Raw genomic sequence first — 13,087 nt, 5'->3', positions numbered from 1 at the left:
GGACCGGATACGGTGAATCAAGTAAATTGTATCCAATTGACGGAAAAATCTGTATGCGATATGACGACCGCACCTTTGATGAGCAGCGAGCGACATGACTGACAGCAAGACGACCCTGACCGATGCAGTGCATGACCTGCTGCGCCGCGCGATCATCGAACAGGCGCTGAAACCCGGCATGCGCCTGCCCGAGGACACGGTGGGCGACCAGTTCGGCGTCAGCCGCACCATCGTGCGCCACGCCCTTGTCCGGCTCGAAAACGAAGGGCTGGTGGTCACCCGCCGCAACCGTGGCGCCTTTGTCGCCGAACCCTCGCGCGAGGAGGCGCAGCAGATTTTCGAGGTGCGCCGCTGTCTGGAAAACGAGGTAATCCGGATGCTGTGCCTGCGCATGCCGCGCAGCGGCTTCGACCAGCTGGAATCGCATGTGCGCAGCGAAAACACCGCGCGCGGCAAGGATGGCCCGGTCTCGATCCGGCTGGCGGGGGAATTTCACATCCTGCTCGCCGAACTCACCGGCAACGAGGTGCTGGCCCGCTACGTGCGCGAGGTGGTGCTGCGCTGCTCGCTCATCATGTCGCTTTATGCCCGCAGCCATTCGTCCGACTGCGCGGTGGACGAGCATTCCCAGATCATCGAGGCGATCCGCAGCGGCGACCAGTCCCGCGCGATCGAGATCATGGGCCATCATCTTGGCGCGGTGGCCGGGCGGGCGGAACTGTCTCCCAGAGCCGAAAGCGTTCAGGAGATCCTGTCACATTACGGAAAGGAGCTTGCCCCGTGAGCAAGACCCATCACGAACTGGATTTTTCCGCCCTCACCCCGCGCGAGGCCTATAAGGTGATGATCGGCACCATCGTGCCGCGCCCCATCGCATGGGTCACCACGGTGTCGCCCGACGGCGTGGTCAATGCCGCGCCCTATTCGTTTTTCAACTGCCTTTCCGCCGATCCGCCGATCCTTGCGCTGGGGGTGGAAAACAAGCCCGACCGCAGCTTCAAGGACACCGCGTGGAACATCCGCATGACGGAATGTTTCACCGTCAACATCGTCGACCGCGCCAATGTCGAGGCGATGGCCGTCACCGCTGCCGCCTTTGCCCCCGAGGTCGACGAGCTGGAGATGGCGGGGCTGACCGCCATTCCGGGCGTGAAGGTGGCAAGCCCCCGCATCGCCGAGGCGCCGGTGGCCTTTGAATGCGAACGCTATCTGGCCATCGAGGTCAGTTCCGCGCGCGAAATCATTCTGGGCCGCATCGTCATGGCGCATGTGCGCGAGGACATCCTTGACCCCGCGACGCAGTATTCCGATCACGCGCGGCTTGATGCCATCGGGCGCATGGGCGGCAACGGCTATGCCGGGACGCTGGATTATTTCGACTGGCCCACGCCCACGGCTGCCGAGGTTCTGGACAAGCGCCGCGTCAAGGCCTGACGCGGGCGCGGGCGCGGGGGGCCTCGCGCCCCCCTTCCCGTCTCAGCCTGCGACCAGCGCCTGCAGCCGCGTGGTGTCGATGGCGCGGCAGATGCCGGTGGCGGGACGGGCCAGCGGCACGTCTTCGGCGGCGCAGAGCGCGTTCAGCACCGCCTCGTCCACCGCCTCCACCGCCGCGAGATAGACCGGGTCCAGCCGTTCGTCATTGAGCGTGGTCATCTGCCGCCACGGTCCCGACAGCTGCGGCAGCGGCATGGCATTGGCGGTGGAAAAGGCCAGAAAGATGTCGCCGGAATTGTTGCCCCCCGGCGTGCCGCCCCGCCCGATGCCAAGCGCGGCGCGCCGCGCCAGCCGTTCCAGCTGTCCCGGCCCCAGCGGCAGGTCGGTGGCGAGGATCACGATGATCGATCCGCGTTCGGTGGTCATGCCGGTGATGCGGTCCTCCGGCATCTGCGGGCCCACGGGTCGCCCCGCCACGGTCAGCCATGGCCGCAGCCCGTGATTGGCCTGCACCAGCGCGCCAAGGGTGAACTCCTGCCCCTCGACCGGCACGCGGCGCGAGGCGGTGCCGGTGCCGCCCTTGAATTCGTAACAGATCATCCCGGCGCCACCGCCGGAATTGCCCTCCGCCACCGGGCCGGGGCGGGCGGCGTCAAGGGCCGCGCGGGCATGCTGTTCGGTCACATGCAGGCCGTTGATGTCGTTCAGCACCCCGTCATAGGTTTCGGCGACCACCGGCATGGCCCAAAGGTGATTGTCCTCCCATGTGGCGCCATAGGTGTCGATCATCCAGCGCACCGCCGCGCCATGGCAGGGACCGATGGCATGGGAATTGGACAGCAGGATCGGCCCGGCCAGCCAGCCGCCATCGCGGATCCAGTGCGCGCCGGTCATCTCGCCATTGCCGTTCAGGCTGAACTGTCCCGCCCAGACCGGGCGGGGCACCGGATCGCGGCCCCGGGGCAGGATCGCGGTCACGCCGGTCTGCACCTGAATGCCGCGCCGGGCCAGAGCAGGCTCGCGCGAGGACAGAAGCTCGGTCGTGCCCACCTCCACCCCGGGCACGTCGGTGATGGCGTTGAGCGGGCCGGGAGTGCCGGGCAGCGGCAGGCCAAGCGCGCGGGCGCGCGGTTTGCAGGGCAGGGTCATTTCTGGCGTCTCGATCTGAAGTAAAGCCCGATGGCCGCAACCCCCAGCGTGAAGAGCAGCATCAGGGTCGCAATGGCGTTGATTTCCGGCTTGATGCCCCGGCGGAGCATCCCCCAGATGTGAACGGGCAGCGTCGTGTCGCCGGTGCCCGCGATGAAATAGGTGATGACCAGATCATCCATGGAGATGATGAAGGCCAGCAGCCAGCCGCCAAGGATGCCCGGCGCGATCCCCGGCAGCGTCACCTTGCGGAAGGTCTGCGCGGGCGTGGCGCCCAGATCGGCAGAGGCCTCCTCGACGCTGGTATCGACCTCGGCCAGCCGGGCCGAGACGGTGACGAAGACATAAGAGATGAGGAAGGTGGACTGGCCGATGATGATGGTCAGCAGCGACAGGTTCATGCCGATGGTGATGAAGAAGATCAGCAGCGCCAGCCCCAGCACGATGTCGGGCATGATCATCGGCACCATCATCGCGGTGCGGTAAAGCCCCGCCAGCCGGAAGCGGTAGCGCGCCACCGCCAGCGCCAGCGCCGTGCCGAACACGGTGGACAGCACGGAGGTGGTCACCGCCACCACAAGGCTGGTGCGCACCGCCGCGTAAAGCTGCGCGGAACTGTCCACATAGGTGGCGCTTTCGGTGACGGTGGTCTGCAGGCCAAAGATCTGGCGGTACCAGTCCAGCGTGAAGCCGTCCCAGACCATCATGTTCACGGTATTGGCGTTGAAGGAATAGACCACCACCAGCAGGATCGGCGCATAGATGAAGGCAAAGAACAGCAGGCCATAAAGCCCCAGAAGACGGCGCAGCATCAGGACATCCCCTCCCGCCGGGCAAGGCGCAGCTGCACCACCAGCAGCACCAGCACCGCCGTCATCACCAGCATCGCCAGCGCCGAGCCGAAGGGCCAGTTGCGCGCCGACAGGAACTGCTGTTCGATCAGGTTGCCGATCATCAGCACCTTGGCCCCGCCCAGCACCGAGGGCACGATGAAATTGCCCAAGGCCGGGATGAAGGTGATGATCGACCCGCCGATGATCCCGGGCAGGGTGGCGGGCAGCACCACCTTGCGGAAGGTCTGCAGCCGCGACGCGCCCAGATCGGCGGAAGCCTCGATCTGCGTCATGTCCAGCTTTTCGAGCGATCCGTAAAGCGGCAGGAACATGAACGGGATGAAGACGTAAGTCATGCCAAGGATGACGGCGAAATCGGTATAAAGAAACTCGACCGGCGCCGAGGTCAGCCCCAGTCCCATCAGCCCCTGATTGAGAAAGCCGGTGGGCCGCAGGATCAGCACCCATGCAAAAAGCCGCACGATCAGGCTGACAAAGAACGGCAGCGTGACGAGGAAGATCGCAAAATCCCGCCGCGCCGGGCGCATGCGGCTGATCCAGAACGCCGCCGGATAGCTGATCAGCAGGCTGGCCAGCACGGTCAGCGCCGCCAGCCGCAGCGAGCGCAGGAAGATCGCCAGATAGACGGGATCGAATTTTTCGTAACGCGTGTCGGCCCAGCCAAGGATGCGGCCATAATTGAGGTGGGAAAACACCCAGTCCACCCCGCCGTAAAGCCCGGGCGTCAGCCCGCTATAGATCAGCATGATGACCAGCGGGCACAGGAAGAACACCAGCAGAAAGACCGATGGCACCCCCAGCAGGCCGATCAGTTGCAGAAGCTTGCGGCGGGCAAGGGTCACGGCGCCACCTCGTCGATCAGATGCAGGCCCGTGGCGGGCGCGTGCAGGGTCAGCGGCGCTCCCGGTTCGGGCAGCGTGCCGCCGGTGCGCAGCAGCGCGCGGATCATGCCGAAACCGGGCGTTTCCAGCGCGATCTGGTGATCCTTGCCGGTGTAATAGGTCTCGCGCAGCGTGCCGCTGAAGCGCAGCGCGGGCCCCTCCGGGGCGGTCAGCACCAGCGCCTCGGGGCGCAGCAGCAGCGTGGCGCGGCCCGGGGCGTGGGTGCAGGCGAAGCCCTGCCCGTCAGAAAGCCGCGCATGGCCGCCTTCCAGCGTGACGGGCAGCAGGTTGCTTTCGCCCAGAAATTCCGCCGTGAAGAGGTTGGCGGGGCTCTGATACAGCAGCGACGGCGCGCCGATCTGCTGGATCCGCCCATGCGCCAGAACGGCGATGCGGTCCGACATGGTCAGCGCCTCTTCCTGATCGTGGGTGACGAAGACAAAGCCGATCCCCAGCTCGCGCTGGATCGCCTTCAGCTCCTGCTGCATCTTCTGGCGCAGGTTCTTGTCCAGCGCCGACAGCGGCTCGTCGAGCAGCAGAAGCTTGGGCTTGCCCGCCAGCGCGCGGGCCAGCGCCACCCGCTGCTGCTGCCCGCCCGACAGCTGCGAGATGCGGCGCTGGCCCATGCCCGACAGGCCGACCAGATCCAGCATCTCGCCCACGCGGCTGTCGATCTCGCGCCGGTCGCGCCCGGCGATCTCCAGCGCGTAGCCCACGTTGCGGGCCACGCTCATGTGGCCGAACAGGGCATAGCGCTGGAACACCGTGTTCACCGGGCGCCGGTGGGCGGGCAGCTGGGTCACGGCGGCGCCGTCGATCAGGACGTCGCCGTCATCCAGCGTCTCGAAACCGCTGATGGTGCGCAGCAGCGTGGTCTTGCCGCAGCCCGAAGGCCCCAGCAGGGTGACAAATTCCGCCGAGGCAAGTTTCAGCGAGACGCCATCCAGCGCCGTCATCGTGCCGCCCTCCGGCGTACGGAAGACCTTGCAGGCGTTGATGATTTCCAGAGGTGCGGCCATGATCTTCCGTCCTGTGACCCGGCGGGGCCGGTTACTGCGCGGTTTTGATCCGCGTCCATTCCGTGTTGTAAAGCTGCAGGTCGCGGCCCAGATCCTCGAAGATCTGCAGCGTGTCGATCACCTCCTGCGGGGGGTAGATCGTCGGGTTCGACGCGATCTCTGCGGGGATCAGATCCTGTGCCGGAATGTTCGGCGTGCCGTTCATCTGCTGCTTGACGTTCAGCGCGGCAATCTCGGGGCGCAGGTAGAATTCAAGGAATTTCTTCGCGGCCTCGGGATTGGGGGCGGAGGCGAGCACGCACATGTCCTCCTGATAAAGCGTGGCGCCCTCCTCGGGGATCACATAGGCGATGGTGTCGGAATTGTCGGCCACGAAGATGTTGGCGCCCACATACCAGTGCGCCGCCGCCACATCGCCAGAGATCACCTGCGGCACGCTGTCATAGGTGAAGGCGGTGACGCCCTGCAGATGGTCCACGATGTAATCCGCCGCCGCCTCGACTTCCGCCGGATCGGTGGAATTGACCGGGCTGCCGGTCATGATCAGGCCAATGCCGATGGTTTCGCGCAGATCGTCCAGCAGCGTGATCTTCTGGCCCTCGGATCCCAGCGCAAAGAAGTCCTCCCAGCTGGTGATCTCGCCCGCCAGCGCCTTGTTGTAGACGATGCCCACATTGCCCCAGGCATAGGGCAGGCAGTATTCGGCCTCGGGGTCGGTCTTGGCGCGGATGAACTGCGGGTCGATGTTCTCGAAACCCGGCGCCTGCCCGATATCGGTCTTGGCCAGCAGGCCCAGCTGGAACAGGATGTCATGCATGTGCACCGACGGGAACACGATGTCATAGCCGGTGGCGCCCGCCTGAATCTTGGCCAGCATCTCCTCGTTCGATCCGTAGGTGTCCAGCGTCACCGCGATGCCGGTCTCTTCGGTGAAGGCGTCCAGCACCTCGGGGTTGATGTAATCCCCCCAGTTGTAAAGCGACAGCGTCTCCTGTGCGGCGCCCGCCATGGGGGCAAGCACAAGCGCGGAAGTTAGGGCAAGGTGGGTCGGTTTCATGATGGTCGTCTCCCTGTCAGGTGGCCTTTGCGGTTTTTCCTTGAGTCGAGAAAATGATGCGATACTGTCTTTTTCGTCAAATGTTAGTTTTCTGTCATGGGGAGTTTGCGCATGTCACAGGGCTTTGCCTCCTATGCGGAGGCCCGACTTGATGAATTTGTAGGCAGGATCGAGGCCGGGCTGCCCAGATTGCCAAAGCAGGAGGCCAAGGTCGCGCAGTATTTCCTGCTCAACCTGCCGTCGATTTCCTTCGAGACCGGCAAGTCCATCGCGCAGAAGGCGGGCGTGGCCGAGATCACCGTGGGCCGGATGCTGCGCCGCTTTGGCTGCGCGGGCATGAAGGAATTCAAGGCGATGCTGCTGCAGCATTATTCGGTCAGCGCCGAAAGCTTTCCCGATGACGGCGCCGATCTGCCCCCCGACTGGCAGGAGCAGATGAATGCCGAACTGCGCGCGGTGCGCACGGTCTATGCCAAGATCAACACCCCCGCCTTTCAGGCCGCCGAACGGCATCTGCGCGAGGCCGAAGAGGTTTATGTCACCGGGTTCCAGACCGTGCGCGGTCTGGCCGAGGATGTGGCGCGGCGGCTGGCGCTGGCCCGGCCCCGCGTGCGGTTTCTGTCGGGCCATGACAGCATGCTGTCGGAATGGCTCGACCCGCCCGCGCCGGGCACAAGCTGCCTGCTCATCATCGACGTGATCCCCTATGCCGCCGAATGCGAGACGCTGGCGCGGCTGGCGCGGGAACAGGGCCGGTCGGTGGTGGTGGTCACCGATGAATACTGCCACTGGGCGCATGACGTGACAAAGGCGGTCATCAACACGCCGTCCAAGACCGGGCTGTTTCTGGAATCCATCCTTGGGCTCAACGCCGCCACCAGCCTGCTGATCCATGCGACCGCCACCGCCCCGGGCCGCGACATTCCGCAGCGCCTGCGCGACTGGAAACGGCTGGCCCACCGCATCAACATCTTCTGACGGAGCGCGCCCATGTCGCGGCTTTCCTCCACCCGGCTGGATGCCTACTGGTTCTGGGACCACCTGCCGCCCGAGGCAGAGCTGCGCCGCCAGCTGATGCAGTTTCACGCGCAGGGCTTCGGGCGGATCTTCATTCAGGCGCGGCTGTCGATGCCGCGGGCGCTGTATCTGTCGCCCGCCTATCTTGCCACCTATGCCCGCGCGGTGGCGATCATGGCCGAGCTTGGCCTGACCGCCGGGATTTACGACGATTACGCATGGACCAGCGGACAGGCGGGCGGGCGCAGCGTGGCGGGGGCCGATGCGCTGCGCGAAGAGCATCTGTTCTGGGCCGAAAGCCCCGGCCCCGAGGCACGGATCAGCGGCATCACCGCCACGCTGGCCGCCGCCCTTGGCCCGGCGGTGCGGCACTGGATCCATGACGGCGGCACGCCGGGATTTGGCGCATGGGCGGTGGTGGCGGCGGTGATCTGGCCGGTCTGCGGCCCGCCGGTGGATGTGACGGAGGCGGTGCGCCTGACCGGCACCGGCCCGGCGGGGGCCAGCTTCCGCCTGACCTGCCCGCTGCCAGAGGGTGCGCGCTGGACCGTCTTTGCCCGCGCCCGCGCCACCCGGTCGCGGCTGATCAACTACCTGATGCCGGAGGCGGGCGCGCGCTTCGTCGAGCAGGGGCTGGAGCCCTATGCCGACGCCCTTGGCCCGCATCTGGGCCGCACGGTGGACTGCCTGTTTTTCGACCAGCCCGCGCCGGGGCTTTATGACTGGGCGGAACGGCAGGGCAACCTGCGCAACAGCCTGCCATGGAGCGACGGGCTGGCGCGCGCCCTGCGCCGCAGCGGCCCGCTTGCCCCGCAGCTTGCGGCGCTGCTGCGCGACACCGGGCCGGACACCGGCCCGATCCGGGCCACGGTCTACCGCACCCTGACCCGGATGATGACGCAGGCCTTTCTTGGCCCGCTGCGCGCCTTCTGCGACCGCACCGGCCTGCGGCTGACCGGGCACGAGATCCTGCCCCATGTCGCCAGTTTCGACCTCAATGGCGGGTTTTCCGCCATCGATCCGCGCGTCGCGCTGGCGGCGGATTTTTTCGGAATCGACCGCTGGCGCGACGAGACGGCGGTGGATGCCAACAATCTGGGCGCGCAGCTGGCGCCGCTGCTGGGGGACAGCGTGGCGCAGGCCGCAGGTCGGCGCGGCGCGTGGTGCGAGCTTTACCTCACCTCGGAACGCTCCGAGGCGCGGGCCGCCGGTCAGTGGGATCTGACGCCAGAGGCGCTGCGCGGCCAGCTGATCCGGCTGCATCTGCTGGGCGCCAGCCGCATCATCCTGCACGCGCTTTATGCCGGGTCGGGCGACAGCCGCGCCTCGGTTCTGGACAATCTGCGGTTCGATTTCCCGCCCGGCTACAACCTGCAGCCATGGTGGCCGGTGCTGGGTGCCATCGCGGAGGAGATGGCGCAGCTTGCCGCCTTTGTCGAAGCCGCCACGCCGCCCGCACGGGTGCTGCTGCTTTATCCCTACGAGACCGCCCTGCGCGAAGGGCCCCGGCATGGCCATGCCACCGCCTTTGGCGCGTGGTGCCGGGCGATCCTGTCGCTGGGGCACCGCCCGCTGATCTGTGACGAGGCGGGGCTGTCAGCGCTGGACAGCCCCGGTGCCGCAGTGGGCGTGGCGCTGCCCGGCCCGGTTAGCCTTGCCGAACCGCAGACTGCGACGCGGCTGCGCGACACTGGCCTGCCGGTCTGGACCGCACCCCCCGCCGATCTGGCGGAGATCCTGTCCGCCGCAGCCCCGGTGGTGCCAGAGGTGCCGGGGCTGCGCGCGCTGGTCGCGGGGCGGGATGCGGCAGGCGACTGGCGCGTGGTGCTGGTCAACGAAAGTGCCGCGCCCCTTGTGACAGAGATCCTGTCGCGCACCGGGCTCGCCTGCGGCACGATGGACAGCGCCGCGCGGCGGATCGCCGTGCCGCTGGACCCGCAGGAGCTGCGCTGCCTGACCCTGACCCCCGCGCCCGCGCAGCAGGACAGCGCCCGGCTTGCCCCAACGCGGAGGGCTCCGGGGCCGGTGCTGCAGCAGCTGGAGGACGGCTGGACCCTGCATCTGGGCGACCGGGCCCGCCCGGTGCGGGTCGATCGCGGCTGGCAGGCGCAGGGGGCGGCGGAAGTGTCCGGCATCGGGCGGTATGAACGGGCGCTTGATCTGGCAGAGGCGGCGGATCTGGTGCTGGATCTGCCCGGCGTCGCCTGCACCGCACGGGTCTGGCTCAACGGGCGCGATCTGGGCCAGCGCTTTGCCGCGCCGTTCCGGTTCGACCTCGGGCGGGTGGCGGCGGGGGCGCATCTGCTGCGCATCGACGCGGCCAATACCATGGCCAATGCCTTTTACGCCGGAACCCCGTTTGCGGGCAGCGGCGGGCCCGATGCCTCGGGGCTGACACAGGTGCCGCTGCTGCGGCGCGCGGACTAGCTGCCCGCCAGCAGCGCCTCGGTGGTGACCAGCCGCAGCATGGGCGCGCGGTCGGCCATCACCGTCAGTGCCGCCGCGTGCAGCGCGTCGGATCCGGCGGCGCAGGCATCCTGCACCAGATCCACGCGCCGCCCGGCATCCACCGCCTCCAGCGCGGTGCCCAGCACACAGCAGTCCGTGGCCACGCCGCAAAGCGTCACGGGCACCTCCGGCGGCAGCAGCGCCTCCGCCTCGCGCCATTTGGAAAAGCGCAGGCTTGTGACCGAAGGCAGATGCCGCCAGCGCGCATCCACCGCCCAGAGCCCCGCATTTTCCGGCGCCATGGCAAAGGGCCAGCGGGCGTAATAGGCGCGCCATGCGCCCTCGGGCTCGGCGGGCGGCACGAAGCGGGTAAACAGCGCGCGCCCGGCGAAGCGGGGCAGCAGCGCGTCGATCCGGGCCGCGCAGGCCTCGTAGCCGGGGGTGAACCACGGGCTGTCCGGGTGGCCAAAGCCCGGCTGCATGTCGATGACCAGAAGCCAGCCGGTCATGACGGCACCGCGATGGTGTCGCGCGCCGCCCAGCTGAGCCAGACCTCCCCCGCGCCGGGCAGATCGGGAATGTCGCGGTCACGCGCGACCAGCTTCCACGGGCTGCCCTCCACCTCGATCAGGCAGGTGGCCATGGCCCCGGCAAAGACGCGCTGCACCAGCCGCCCCCGCAGCGCATTGCGCGCGGGTTCGGGCGCCGTGCCGATCGCCAGCGCCTCGGGGCGGACGGCAAAGCGGTGGCCCTGCGGGGAGGCGGGCAGATCGAGCCCGGCAAGACAGCTGTCGGGGATCCAGTTCGCCTCGCCCAGAAACCCCGCGGCAAAGGCATCTATGGGGCGGTCATAGACCTCTCGCGGGGGGCCGACCTGCACGATCCGCCCGGCGCGCAGGATGCCGATGCGGTCCGACAGGGTCAGCGCCTCTTCCTGATCATGGGTGACAAAGATCGTGGTGATGCCGATGTCGCGCTGGATGCGCTTCAGTTCGATCTGCATGTCGACGCGCAGCGACTTGTCCAGCGCCGACAGCGGCTCGTCAAGCAGCAGCACCTTGGGATTGGTGACGATGGCCCGCGCCAGCGCCACCCGCTGCCGCTGCCCGCCCGACAGCTGCGCCGGGCGCCGGTCGGCGAGCCCGCCAAGCTGCACCAGATCCAGCGTCTCGGCGATGCGGCGGCGTTCCTCGGCGGCGGGCACGCGGCGCACGCGCAGGCCAAAGCCCACATTGTCGGCCACGCTCATATTGGGAAACAGCGCGTAATTCTGGAACATCATGCCGATGTCGCGCTGTTCCACCGGCACCTGTTCCACCGGGCGGTCGCCGATGCGGATGCGCCCCGCCTCGGGATAGTGAAAGCCCGCGATGGTGCGCAGAAGCGTGGTCTTGCCCGATCCCGACGGCCCCAGCAGGCCAAAGAAGCCGCCATCGGGAAAGCTGACCGTCACATCGTCCAGCGCCAGCGCGCGACCGAACCGTTTGGTGATGTTCTGCACCTCGACCCCGGACATCAGCGGTCTCCTCCTAGTCTGGAATAGCGGGCGGCAAGGACCATGACCGTCATCGACAGCGTGATGATGAGCGTGGAAATGGCGTTGATTTCAGGGGTGAAACCCTTGCGGATGGCGGTATAGATCAGGACCGGCAGCGTGCTGTCACCCGGTTCGGACAGGAAATAGCTGACCACGAACTGGTCGAAGCTGACGGCAAAGGCGAAAAGCGCCCCCGCCACCACCCCCGGCGCGATCCATGGCAGGGTGACGCGCCGCAGCACCGTCCATGCGCCTGCCCCCATGGAGCGCGCCGCCTCTTCCAGCGTGATGTCGAAGCTCGACAGCCGGGCGGTGACGGTGACGATGACATAGGGCAGCGCCAGCGCGACATGGCCGATGATGACGGCGGGCGTGCCGCGCCCGATGCCCACGGCGAAGAAGAAGATCAGCATGGCGGTGCCGGTGATCAGCCACGGAATGGCGATGGGGGGAAACAGCAGCACCTGCAGCACCCGCTTGCCGGGAAAGTCATAGCGGAAGAGCGCGATGGAGGCCATGGTGCCCAGCGTCGTGGCGATCAGGGTCGTTGCCAGCGCGATCAGCACCGAGCGCAGCGCGGCGGCAAGGATCTGCGGATTGGCGCTCATCTTTTCATACCAGACCGTCGAGGCCTCGAAGGGCAGCTGGTAGAAGGGCGAGGCGTTGAACGACATCGCCGCCATCACGAGGATCGGCGCGTAAAGGAACACGAGGATCAGCGCCAGCCACAGGCGCCCCAGCAGCGGGAGTGCGGCGCGGGTCATGTCCGGGCCCTTTTCAGCACGGGGCTGGCCAGCGCGATGATCAGCAGCACCACGGCCAGCAGGATGAAGGACAGCGCCGCCCCTAGCGGCCAGTTGTAGACGGCGATGAACTGGTCCTCGATCACCGTGCCATAATAGGTGCCCATGCGCCCGCCAAGGATGCGCGGTTCCATGAACGACCCCACCACCGGCACAAAGACCAGCACCGCCCCCGCCAGCAGCCCCGGCAGCGACAGCGGCAGCAGCAGGCGGCGCAGGATCGTCCAGCGCGAGGCGCCCATGGACCGCGCCGCCTCGATGATGTCGTCGTCGATGGCCTGCAGCGCCAGATAGGAGGTGAGGATGACATAAGGCAGATAGCTGTGCACCAGCCCGATCACCACGGCGGGGGTGGTGAACATCAGGTTCAGCCGGATGTCGAAAGGCAGCAGCCAGTCAAGGCTGCGCTCCAGAACGCCATTGCCGCGCAGCACGATGGCCCATGAAAAGATCCGCACCAGCGAATTGGACCAGAACGGCAGGATCACCAGCAGGAACAGCGTCTCGCGCGCGCGGCCCCTGATGGTGCGGGCCAGCACCAGAGCGCAGGGATAGCCGATCAGGATGCAGGCCAGCGTGACCATGACCCCCAGCTTCAGCGATTTCCACAGCAGCGTCGCATAGGTGGGATTGGTCAGGAACTGGCCGTAATTGTCCAGCGTCAGCCCCCAGTCCGGCGCATCCTGCGGCAGGTCGGTCAGCAGGCTGAAGAACAGCATCGCCGACAGCGGCAGGAACACCGCGACCAGCAGCCACAGATAAGCGGGGCTCAGCAGCGTGACGAGGCGCCTGCGATCCATCGCGGCGGCAAGGTCGGCCATGCCGGTCTCCTTCGCGTCCGGTTGCGGGGCGGGGGCCGGGCCCGCAGGCCCGGGCCAGCCGGGTTTC

13 protein-coding genes are annotated in these 13,087 nt (G+C 67.4%); 4 read left to right on the top strand and 9 right to left on the bottom strand.

Going from position 1 to position 13,087, the window contains the following annotated elements:
- Positions 1 to 94 precede the first annotated feature (94 nt).
- Both VK682_RS16265 and VK682_RS16260 read left to right on the top strand, forming a co-directional pair.
- Positions 95 to 784 (top strand): GntR family transcriptional regulator, encoded by a 690-nt coding sequence (locus VK682_RS16265; RefSeq protein WP_089846226.1) that lies wholly within the window; start codon positions 95 to 97, stop codon positions 782 to 784.
- Positions 781 to 1,434 (top strand): flavin reductase family protein, encoded by a 654-nt coding sequence (locus VK682_RS16260; RefSeq protein ID WP_230796708.1) that lies wholly within the window; start codon positions 781 to 783, stop codon positions 1,432 to 1,434. The genes VK682_RS16265 and VK682_RS16260 overlap by 4 nt, the downstream gene beginning before the upstream one ends.
- Before the next feature lie 42 nt (positions 1,435 to 1,476).
- Here VK682_RS16260 and VK682_RS16255 read toward each other — a convergent pair whose 3' ends face one another.
- The 5 genes from VK682_RS16255 to VK682_RS16235 are packed head-to-tail and all read right to left on the bottom strand — an operon-like array spanning position 1,477 to position 6,394.
- Complete coding sequence (locus tag VK682_RS16255) at positions 1,477 to 2,583, bottom strand: DmpA family aminopeptidase (RefSeq protein WP_230796709.1); 1,107 nt, start codon at positions 2,581 to 2,583, stop codon at positions 1,477 to 1,479.
- The gene (locus tag VK682_RS16250; RefSeq protein WP_089846221.1) at positions 2,580 to 3,395 is read right to left on the bottom strand and encodes an ABC transporter permease; all 816 of its coding nucleotides are present in this window, start codon (positions 3,393 to 3,395) and stop codon (positions 2,580 to 2,582) included. Before VK682_RS16250 ends, VK682_RS16255 begins: the two co-directional genes overlap by 4 nt.
- Positions 3,395 to 4,279 carry an ABC transporter permease gene (locus tag VK682_RS16245; protein ID WP_089846219.1) on the bottom strand — a complete coding sequence of 295 codons (885 nt, stop codon included), beginning with the start codon at positions 4,277 to 4,279 and terminating at the stop codon, positions 3,395 to 3,397. The genes VK682_RS16250 and VK682_RS16245 overlap by 1 nt, the downstream gene beginning before the upstream one ends.
- A complete protein-coding gene (locus tag VK682_RS16240) occupies positions 4,276 to 5,337 on the bottom strand; it encodes an ABC transporter ATP-binding protein (protein ID WP_230796711.1) in 1,062 nt (353 codons plus the stop codon). The genes VK682_RS16245 and VK682_RS16240 overlap by 4 nt, the downstream gene beginning before the upstream one ends.
- Before the next feature lie 31 nt (positions 5,338 to 5,368).
- A complete protein-coding gene (locus tag VK682_RS16235; RefSeq protein WP_230796713.1) occupies positions 5,369 to 6,394 on the bottom strand; it encodes an ABC transporter substrate-binding protein in 1,026 nt (341 codons plus the stop codon).
- A 111-nt stretch (positions 6,395 to 6,505) separates the two neighbouring features.
- Between VK682_RS16235 and VK682_RS16230 the strand changes: the two genes are divergently transcribed.
- Together VK682_RS16230 and VK682_RS16225 are read left to right on the top strand one after the other, a co-directional pair.
- Positions 6,506 to 7,372 (top strand): MurR/RpiR family transcriptional regulator, encoded by an 867-nt coding sequence (locus tag VK682_RS16230; RefSeq protein WP_230796715.1) that lies wholly within the window; start codon positions 6,506 to 6,508, stop codon positions 7,370 to 7,372.
- Between the two features lie 12 nt (positions 7,373 to 7,384).
- Positions 7,385 to 9,838 carry a hypothetical protein gene (locus VK682_RS16225; protein WP_230796717.1) on the top strand — a complete coding sequence of 818 codons (2,454 nt, stop codon included), beginning with the start codon at positions 7,385 to 7,387 and terminating at the stop codon, positions 9,836 to 9,838.
- Here VK682_RS16225 and VK682_RS16220 read toward each other — a convergent pair.
- Genes VK682_RS16220 through VK682_RS16205 form a run of 4 tightly spaced genes read right to left on the bottom strand, consistent with a single transcriptional unit; the run spans position 9,835 to position 13,020 of the window.
- Positions 9,835 to 10,368 carry a cysteine hydrolase family protein gene (locus VK682_RS16220; RefSeq protein WP_230796719.1) on the bottom strand — a complete coding sequence of 178 codons (534 nt, stop codon included), beginning with the start codon at positions 10,366 to 10,368 and terminating at the stop codon, positions 9,835 to 9,837. The two genes, VK682_RS16225 and VK682_RS16220, sit on opposite strands and share 4 nt — an antisense overlap.
- Positions 10,365 to 11,375, bottom strand: a complete 1,011-nt coding sequence (locus tag VK682_RS16215) for an ABC transporter ATP-binding protein (RefSeq protein WP_324782223.1) — start codon at positions 11,373 to 11,375, stop codon at positions 10,365 to 10,367. The genes VK682_RS16220 and VK682_RS16215 overlap by 4 nt, the downstream gene beginning before the upstream one ends.
- Complete coding sequence (locus tag VK682_RS16210) at positions 11,375 to 12,160, bottom strand: ABC transporter permease (RefSeq protein ID WP_089846205.1); 786 nt, start codon at positions 12,158 to 12,160, stop codon at positions 11,375 to 11,377. Before VK682_RS16210 ends, VK682_RS16215 begins: the two co-directional genes overlap by 1 nt.
- A complete protein-coding gene (locus VK682_RS16205; protein WP_089846203.1) occupies positions 12,157 to 13,020 on the bottom strand; it encodes an ABC transporter permease in 864 nt (287 codons plus the stop codon). Before VK682_RS16205 ends, VK682_RS16210 begins: the two co-directional genes overlap by 4 nt.
- Positions 13,021 to 13,087: the final 67 nt, after the last annotated feature.

The organism is Salipiger marinus (assembly GCF_035481585.1).
Taxonomy (GTDB): domain Bacteria; phylum Pseudomonadota; class Alphaproteobacteria; order Rhodobacterales; family Rhodobacteraceae; genus Salipiger; species Salipiger marinus.
This window is presented reverse-complemented; position numbering and strand designations above follow the sequence as displayed.

Excerpts from the sequence above, each read along its gene's own strand:
- VK682_RS16225 (WP_230796717.1), top strand. The coding sequence starts at position 7,385 with ATGTCGCGGCTTTCCTCCACCCGGCTGGATGCCTACTGGTTCTGGGAC.
- VK682_RS16230 (WP_230796715.1), top strand. The coding sequence starts at position 6,506 with ATGTCACAGGGCTTTGCCTCCTATGCGGAGGCCCGACTTGATGAATTT.
- VK682_RS16240 (WP_230796711.1), bottom strand. The coding sequence starts at position 5,337 with ATGGCCGCACCTCTGGAAATCATCAACGCCTGCAAGGTCTTCCGTACG.
- VK682_RS16265 (WP_089846226.1), top strand. The coding sequence starts at position 95 with ATGACTGACAGCAAGACGACCCTGACCGATGCAGTGCATGACCTGCTG.
- VK682_RS16215 (WP_324782223.1), bottom strand. The coding sequence starts at position 11,375 with ATGTCCGGGGTCGAGGTGCAGAACATCACCAAACGGTTCGGTCGCGCG.
- VK682_RS16255 (WP_230796709.1), bottom strand. The coding sequence starts at position 2,583 with ATGACCCTGCCCTGCAAACCGCGCGCCCGCGCGCTTGGCCTGCCGCTG.
- VK682_RS16220 (WP_230796719.1), bottom strand. The coding sequence starts at position 10,368 with ATGACCGGCTGGCTTCTGGTCATCGACATGCAGCCGGGCTTTGGCCAC.
- VK682_RS16205 (WP_089846203.1), bottom strand. The coding sequence starts at position 13,020 with ATGGCCGACCTTGCCGCCGCGATGGATCGCAGGCGCCTCGTCACGCTG.
- VK682_RS16235 (WP_230796713.1), bottom strand. The coding sequence starts at position 6,394 with ATGAAACCGACCCACCTTGCCCTAACTTCCGCGCTTGTGCTTGCCCCC.
- VK682_RS16250 (WP_089846221.1), bottom strand. The coding sequence starts at position 3,395 with ATGCTGCGCCGTCTTCTGGGGCTTTATGGCCTGCTGTTCTTTGCCTTC.
- VK682_RS16210 (WP_089846205.1), bottom strand. The coding sequence starts at position 12,160 with ATGACCCGCGCCGCACTCCCGCTGCTGGGGCGCCTGTGGCTGGCGCTG.